At 60.7% G+C, this 6,191-nt stretch carries 7 protein-coding genes; 2 read left to right on the top strand and 5 right to left on the bottom strand.

Translation table 11 applies throughout. From position 1 onward, the window contains the following. Positions 1-980: IS21 family transposase (gene istA / locus RBB42_RS27770; protein ID WP_306043962.1), on the bottom strand; the 980-nt coding region annotated here is incomplete at its 3' end. Between the two features lie 232 nt (positions 981-1,212). On the opposite strand from istA, the gene RBB42_RS27765 reads away from it, so the two are divergent. After that, positions 1,213-1,377, top strand: a complete 165-nt coding sequence (locus tag RBB42_RS27765) for a hypothetical protein (RefSeq protein WP_306043961.1) — start codon at positions 1,213-1,215, stop codon at positions 1,375-1,377. A 172-nt stretch (positions 1,378-1,549) separates the two neighbouring features. On the opposite strand, the gene RBB42_RS27760 is transcribed toward RBB42_RS27765, so the two are convergent. Genes RBB42_RS27760 through RBB42_RS27745 form a run of 4 tightly spaced genes read right to left on the bottom strand, consistent with a single transcriptional unit; the run spans position 1,550 to position 5,073 of the window. Next, positions 1,550-2,773 carry an HNH endonuclease gene (locus tag RBB42_RS27760; RefSeq protein ID WP_306043960.1) on the bottom strand — a complete coding sequence of 408 codons (1,224 nt, stop codon included), beginning with the start codon at positions 2,771-2,773 and terminating at the stop codon, positions 1,550-1,552. Continuing rightward, positions 2,757-3,206 carry a type II CBASS E2 protein gene (locus RBB42_RS27755; protein WP_500862299.1) on the bottom strand — a complete coding sequence of 150 codons (450 nt, stop codon included), beginning with the start codon at positions 3,204-3,206 and terminating at the stop codon, positions 2,757-2,759. The genes RBB42_RS27760 and RBB42_RS27755 overlap by 17 nt, the downstream gene beginning before the upstream one ends. Before the next feature lie 47 nt (positions 3,207-3,253). After that, positions 3,254-4,495 (bottom strand): nucleotidyltransferase domain-containing protein, encoded by a 1,242-nt coding sequence (locus RBB42_RS27750; protein ID WP_306043958.1) that lies wholly within the window; start codon positions 4,493-4,495, stop codon positions 3,254-3,256. Between the two features lie 44 nt (positions 4,496-4,539). Next, positions 4,540-5,073, bottom strand: a complete 534-nt coding sequence (locus RBB42_RS27745) for a hypothetical protein (protein ID WP_306043957.1) — start codon at positions 5,071-5,073, stop codon at positions 4,540-4,542. Between the two features lie 51 nt (positions 5,074-5,124). Between RBB42_RS27745 and RBB42_RS27740 the strand changes: the two genes are divergently transcribed. Beyond that, positions 5,125-5,820 carry a hypothetical protein gene (locus tag RBB42_RS27740; RefSeq protein WP_306043956.1) on the top strand — a complete coding sequence of 232 codons (696 nt, stop codon included), beginning with the start codon at positions 5,125-5,127 and terminating at the stop codon, positions 5,818-5,820. Positions 5,821-6,191 lie beyond the last annotated feature (371 nt).

Genomic DNA, 6,191 nt, shown 5'->3' with positions numbered 1-6,191 from the left:
TAAGGCTCGGCAGGTAGCGGCAGCAGGTTCGGGCGGTCCAGCGTGGCAAAGAGATCGGCGCGGCTGGCCCCGTAATCCCGCATGACCCGCGTGTTCAGATCATCGAGCAAGGGCCGGATCGCCGCGTTCAGCTCGGCCAGCGAGAATAACCGCCGGTTCCGCAGACGTGCGAGGATCCAGCGCTGCGAGACCTGAACGGCGACCTCGACTTTGGCCTTGTCCTTCGGCCTGTACGGCCGCGCGGGCAGGATTGCCGTGCCGTAGTGCTCGGCCAGTTCGGCATAGGTCCGATTCAGCCCGGGATCGTGGCGATCAGGCTTGATCACCGCCGACTTCAGGTTGTCCGGGACCACGGCTTTGGCCACCCCGCCAAGATAACTGAACATGCGGGTATGCGCGCCGATCCAGTCTTCCAGCCCTTCGGAGGCGACGGCTTCGGCGTAGGTGTAGCTCGACGCGCCCATCGCCGCGACGAACAGCTTCGCGGCATGCACCTCTCCGGTATCGGGATCGACGACGTCGATCGTGTCACCGGCAAAATCCACGAAGACTTTCTCTCCGCCGACATGCGCCTGCCGCATGCTTGGCCGTACGCGCCCCTTCCAGGCGTCGAAATGCGTGCAGTACCAAGTATAGCCGAAACCGTCAGGGTGCTGCGCCCGGTATTCCTGCCACAGCAGCATTCGGGTGACCCCGCGCCTGCGCAACTCCTTGTCGATCACCGACCAGTCGGGAACGGGACGGTTCGGGTCCGGCACGGTCGGGGACGCCGGAAACAGCAACAACTCGAGACTGTCGTCGTCCAAGTCATCTGGCAGCGGCCAGCTCAGCCCCGCTTCCCGGGCACGTCTCAAATACGCCCCGACGCTCCCTTTCCCAAGCCCCAGCGAGGTGGCAATCGCCCGCTCGCTCAGCCCTTGGGCAAACTTCAATCGCAATACGTCTCGTATACGGCGCATGGTCAGACGTCCTGTCGGCATTCGGCCCCTCCTGTTGATCCGGAGGGGGAGTATCCTCAGTTCGTCGACCAGTTCTGCCCATGATCCCGCGAAATCACTGCCCGCAATCGCGTGAAATCGGTGCCCGACTTCCCGTGAAATGGGTGCCCACGATCAGATGAAATCAGTGCCCACGATCACGCGAAACGCGCACTCAACCCCCTACCCTTGCCTGACGGGATTTGCAGGGCCCTGCCGCGACAGGCTATCGGTAGTGGAACATCCAGAACAAGGCACGCGCCAAGAAGCTGGTTTTGATCTCGGGGCGTTGTCGCGCGGCGAGTTGACCAAAATGCAGAAAGCCGTCCGCAAAGCGATCTCCACATTCGAGGATCGGCAGAAAGCGGAAACCCACGCCAAGGTGGAAGCGTTCGCCTAGAATCCCGGCTTCTCACTGGCCGAATTCGTGGGTACTGAGACAACTATCACGTACGTGTCTGGCTCCGGACAGATGAGGAACTTCAAGCCTGGACGGAATTGACAGACACTGCACCGACAGCGGATCAGATGAACGCCGTGGGCTGAGCCATGGCGACGGATGAGCAAGGTCGTTACTTCTGCAGGTCGATGTCTGAGGGGATTTTACTTCGAGAATTCAAAAAAACTCGGGCAAAAGCGTCTTGGTAATTTGACATTGGCCGACCAATGGCGTGGCGAAGCAGAAATCCCCGTTCCGGTATCTGGTCATAGATGAAGAATGGAGGATGGACCTTCTGCTGCCAGGTTCTTCCAAACTCGATAGCACAGGCTGCGGGAGCGGCAGGAAAGACAAACAAGTCTACGTCCATCCCGTGCTGATCCTTGATTGAGTCGAACGTCTTTCCGACGAGCTCTCGAAAGCGGGATAAATCATCCTTGTTGCGAAGCTCAGACGCGCCCAGCCTGCTGCTCCGGATCTCCCAGAGTGAAATAGGTTCGTCAGGCAGCGCCTGAATCACACGATCATCTGCAATCCCGGCGGTCACTGAGAGCTTCAGTGCTACTTTCTTCGGACCGGGGGCCCCAGGGACGCAAGTAAACTCAAGAGGTTCACGATCGTTCGGCCAGGCCCAGCCCGGCGTTGGCTCCCTGTGCCTGCCGTAGATTGAAACGGCCGACAAGTCTGAAAGCAGTCGACCAAGCTCCATAAGGACGGGAATGGGCGCGAAACCGAACACCGCGAGATGCTCGAGATCACCGTCCGCGAACCTTCCGTCGATTTCCCGCTCGATCTTCTTGCGAAGTGCGTCGATGACGACGGGGTAGTAGTCGGAATCGCTGTCCTTCTGCGCAATATCGCGGATCTTGATGTCGATGGGACGCCGATCTGCTGGGGTAAACTCTGGCCTCATGGCCTCGATGCAGTCACGGAGCGGAACGGCTGTCTCGTTATCGCCAATCGCCGCAGCAATCCGAAGGATATGGGCGGGCGTTGCATTCGGGTTTTCGAGGAGCCGCTCGATCCGCTCCTCGTTGGCACGCTTCATCTCCTGCAAGACGTCCACGGTGTAGCGGTCGATCTTGGCGGGATCGTCGATCTCGCGGTGGTGCGGATCGCACATCAGCATCAGGTTGTCAGGATCGTCCGCGAGCTGGTGCGACAGGACCGGGTGGCCACGTTCGCCGCCCGGGTCAGAGGCGATGATATGAGCTAGGTAGGCATGGTTCTTCGCCAGATCGCCCGTCACGAGGTCGCCATCGAGGCGTTTGCCACAGCCGTGATACTGGCATCGGCCGGCGGCGCGACCCCAGACGAGAATTCTTGTCTTTTGCGATGGACTACGCCCTCGCGCCATCCGGAACCTCCTGCCGCTGCCTGAGGATCTCGCCCACGGAGATCGGACCCGGCGCGTTCGAGCCGCGCCAGACGCCGTCGAGATGCCAGATTTCATAGAAATGTAGCCACTCGGATGCCCATGGGACGATCCGGTCGGCGATAAGCATCGTGCTGTCCCATTCCCCGGTATCGGGATCGAACAGGCAGAGCGCCGAGTCTTCCGGAGTCTGATGATCGTAGTTCAGGTGCGGCAGATCGATGAAATCGGTCCCCGGTCGGGGTTCTATTGGCGGGTACAGAACATGGACCAGGGGAACGGCTTTCGGGTTTTGCCATTCCCAGATGACAGCCACCTCATATTTCATCTGGAAGCCCCGGAGAGGTCCGATCCACGCGATGACCCGACCTCCTTCCAGCATCCGCGGCCGGAGGTCAGGCCAGCGGTGCCGCATGCGGTTGCTCTGGACCTGAGCGGAGCGCGGCTTCAGGGGCTTAGTCTTCATTTGTCGCGGAAGCCAGGATGGAAGTGGTGGGCAGGGGCCTTCGAGACCTGGGTTGCCTTTTTCGGTGCGGCCGCGATGAGGGCAGGATTGGCCACGAACCCTTTGTTGTGCTCGTAATGTGCAACGCCGGCGGTCGAGGAAAGGCCGTCGATATAGGCCCGAACCGCCTTCTCGCTGACCCGTTCGCCGAACAAGCCGTCGAAGATCCTGCGCGTATCGGTCAAGCTGGAGGACCGGGCGCGAGCCAGTTCCGACACGAGATGACGCAGATCCATCCGGAACAGCTTCATCTCCCGATCGTGCTTCGGCCACCGGTCATTGAAGTTCTCCTCCCACAGCGCGGGATTGCGTTCCTCGGGACGGCGACCGGTTTCCAGCGCGGCCGCCATGCGCTTGTCGATCTCTGCGGCGTAACTCTCAAGCTGCGCGCAAATTCCGAAGGGAGAGAGAGGGACTTCGGCGGCGATCTTGGAAAGGTATACGGACACCGGACGCTTCTCGTCCCGGTTGGCATAGCGCAGGTTAAGGTATCGCTTCATGAGCTTTAGAGCGATGACCTGCGGCGCATCCCGGATTGGATCGATGGGCTCGGGGAGCGCGTCTATGTCCGCATCGGCCATGATGGTGCCGGGCACCAGACGATCCTTCATCTGCAGCTTCGACCGCACATCGCGGACATGATCCTGGAAGCTCCGGCTCGGCATCGTGATACGTGCCCTGAAGTCCTGACCAAAGCCGTAGGGGTTCACGCGGAATCGCTCATCTCGTCCTTCATCGGGACTGTGATAGATCTCACCGACGCGTTCGGCCCGAGGATCACGGTCCGGGTCCATCGGCGTGACGTCCAGGTGCATGAATGCGAACTGGAGCTGAATGCAGCGCGTGCATCGCTCGATCTTCTTCACGTCGGGAAAGCCCTCGAAGGCGGCGTGGAGCTCGTCAAGCACACGCCGCGGCGTCCATCCGACCGGGGTGCGAAGCTCGAGGATGGCGTCGAGGTCGAACCTGTCGTCGTCAGCGCCATGAACGATGGTGGCGCCGATGGCGCGGGAGCCCTGAGGATAGACGAGGGCGGTCTCCATGTAACGGCGGATCGGACTGTTCGGCCGCTGGAGATGCTCCGGGATCAGGTTGTATCGTTTCGATGCAACCTGGTTGTCTCGCGGGCTCAACTCCATTTCGAGAACGGTCCCGAGCAGTAGGGCATCGAGTTGCGGTGCGGTATCGTCGAGCGGCATCGAAAAGGCCTCCTCCGGTGTGGTGCCCGTCCGATTGCCTCCCTTCAACCTTCCGCGCCAATCAGCACAATATATGCCATCCCCTGATTCATTTCAACACTACAGGGTGTAATATGTTCTTGGTTTACCCCAAACTTGTTAGTTGCGGGGTTTCGTCCGACGGGCGAGGCGCCTGCCGGTGTTTCAGGAAAGAGGAAGCATGATGGTTGGCGGCCGCCAACCTGCCGCGAAAATGCGGAGTCCGAAAGATGCAGGGGATGCATTGTCTTTGGAAGACGATACGCCCATATCAACTGCACGGCTCTGGTGATCCGTTCCGCCCACAGTGGAGAAGCATGCGTGCGCACCGCAGGACGAAAGACCTTGCTCTCTTCATCCAATCTCTTCGACGCATCGCCGTCGGCACAGTGGGCACCCAATACGGCATCTGTTGAAGGATCATCACCTTGTCTATTCATTCTCCCGACCAGCACGCGTTCAAGCGTGCAGCGCAGGCTCTCTCGAAACTGCCAGGCGCAAGCTCGCTGAACGCGTGCCAGACCGCTCTTGCCCAGGCGAGCGGTCATCGCGATCTGCATCACCTACAAGCTCTCCAAGCGAAGACTCCTCATCTGACAGAGGCGTCTGTGGTGACCCAGGCCGACATTGTTTCCCGGCTTCACCGGGCCAGCAGCCTTCGGACTGGTGACATCCTCGATGCACTGACCCGAACCAGGTATTTCGGCGGCAGCCCGGACCCTGAAATCACGCTCGCCGTTCGAGAAGCGCTGTTCGCCGCTGAGTATCCGGATCGCGGGCGGCATGACATTGGAGCTCCGTGTCGTGTGAAGGCCCCCGGCTATGACAATGCGCGCGCCTTGCTTGTCGAGCGCGGCGAGGGGCCGGAGGGGCTCACGCGCGTCATGATCGATCATAGCATCATGACCTGCGTCTCCCGGGAAGCCCCTGCACATCGCGTTGGGCGCCTCTTCGTCCCGCTCCGCTTCTGGATGCCATACGGATTCTGGACCGAGGCGGATGGCACGAAGGTCCTTTTCTCGCGCGACTACTGCCCGCTCTGGAGAGTCCAGGAGGGGCGAGCCCCCGTGCGGGACGATCCGGATCGCGACGTGAAATTCGTCAAACAGAAGTGGTATTTCGACGAGGGCTCCTTCCGCGTGCCGGTTGACACGGTTTTGTCCCAGGGTTTCGAAATTCTGAGGCAACATCGGGTGGTCTCACTGCCCCGACTGGTAGAGTGGTTTCCTGAGTGTCTCGCGACAGGACGATGGATTTCCGACCTGAAGCGGTGGCCTGGAGGTTCGGAGATGGTCCGCGCGGGGTAAAGCTCTTTGGAGGCCGAGAGATCGCCTGCTATCAGTTGGGAATGGAGGTAGCCCAACCAAGTATTGGCGGCAAGGCAGGACGGAGGCGGCATTTCTCAGGCCGCGACCGGAACGTACTTCCCGGTTCAACTGACGAGCTTCGGCACGATCCTCAACGAACGGTCGTCGGATCATGCTGAATGCGCTTGGCCACAGCTCGGCGCTCGTTGGAACGGCATTGCCGATTGCAGGACCGTCGATAGGCCCAGGGGCACGCCTACGGCACGCACGCGCCCTCGGGAAGTGAGGCCGAAGAGAGGTGGTCGCGAGATTTCGGACCAGTTGCTATGCTGTAGCGACTGACGAAGGAACGACCCAGATGACGAAGCGGA

This window comes from Mameliella sp. MMSF_3455 (genome assembly GCF_030733205.1).
Lineage (GTDB): Bacteria > Pseudomonadota > Alphaproteobacteria > Rhodobacterales > Rhodobacteraceae > Antarctobacter.
The sequence above is the reverse complement of the archived record's forward strand: the minus strand, read 5'-3'. Positions and strand labels throughout refer to the sequence as shown.

What these genes read in the sequence shown, in the direction of transcription:
- RBB42_RS27755 (WP_500862299.1), bottom strand. Translation starts at nt 3,206, where the DNA reads ATGCGGCACCGCTGGCCTGACCTCCGGCCGCGGATGCTGGAAGGAGGT.
- RBB42_RS27750 (WP_306043958.1), bottom strand. Translation starts at nt 4,495, where the DNA reads ATGCCGCTCGACGATACCGCACCGCAACTCGATGCCCTACTGCTCGGG.
- RBB42_RS27760 (WP_306043960.1), bottom strand. Translation starts at nt 2,773, where the DNA reads ATGGCGCGAGGGCGTAGTCCATCGCAAAAGACAAGAATTCTCGTCTGG.
- RBB42_RS27745 (WP_306043957.1), bottom strand. Translation starts at nt 5,073, where the DNA reads ATGCAGATCGCGATGACCGCTCGCCTGGGCAAGAGCGGTCTGGCACGC.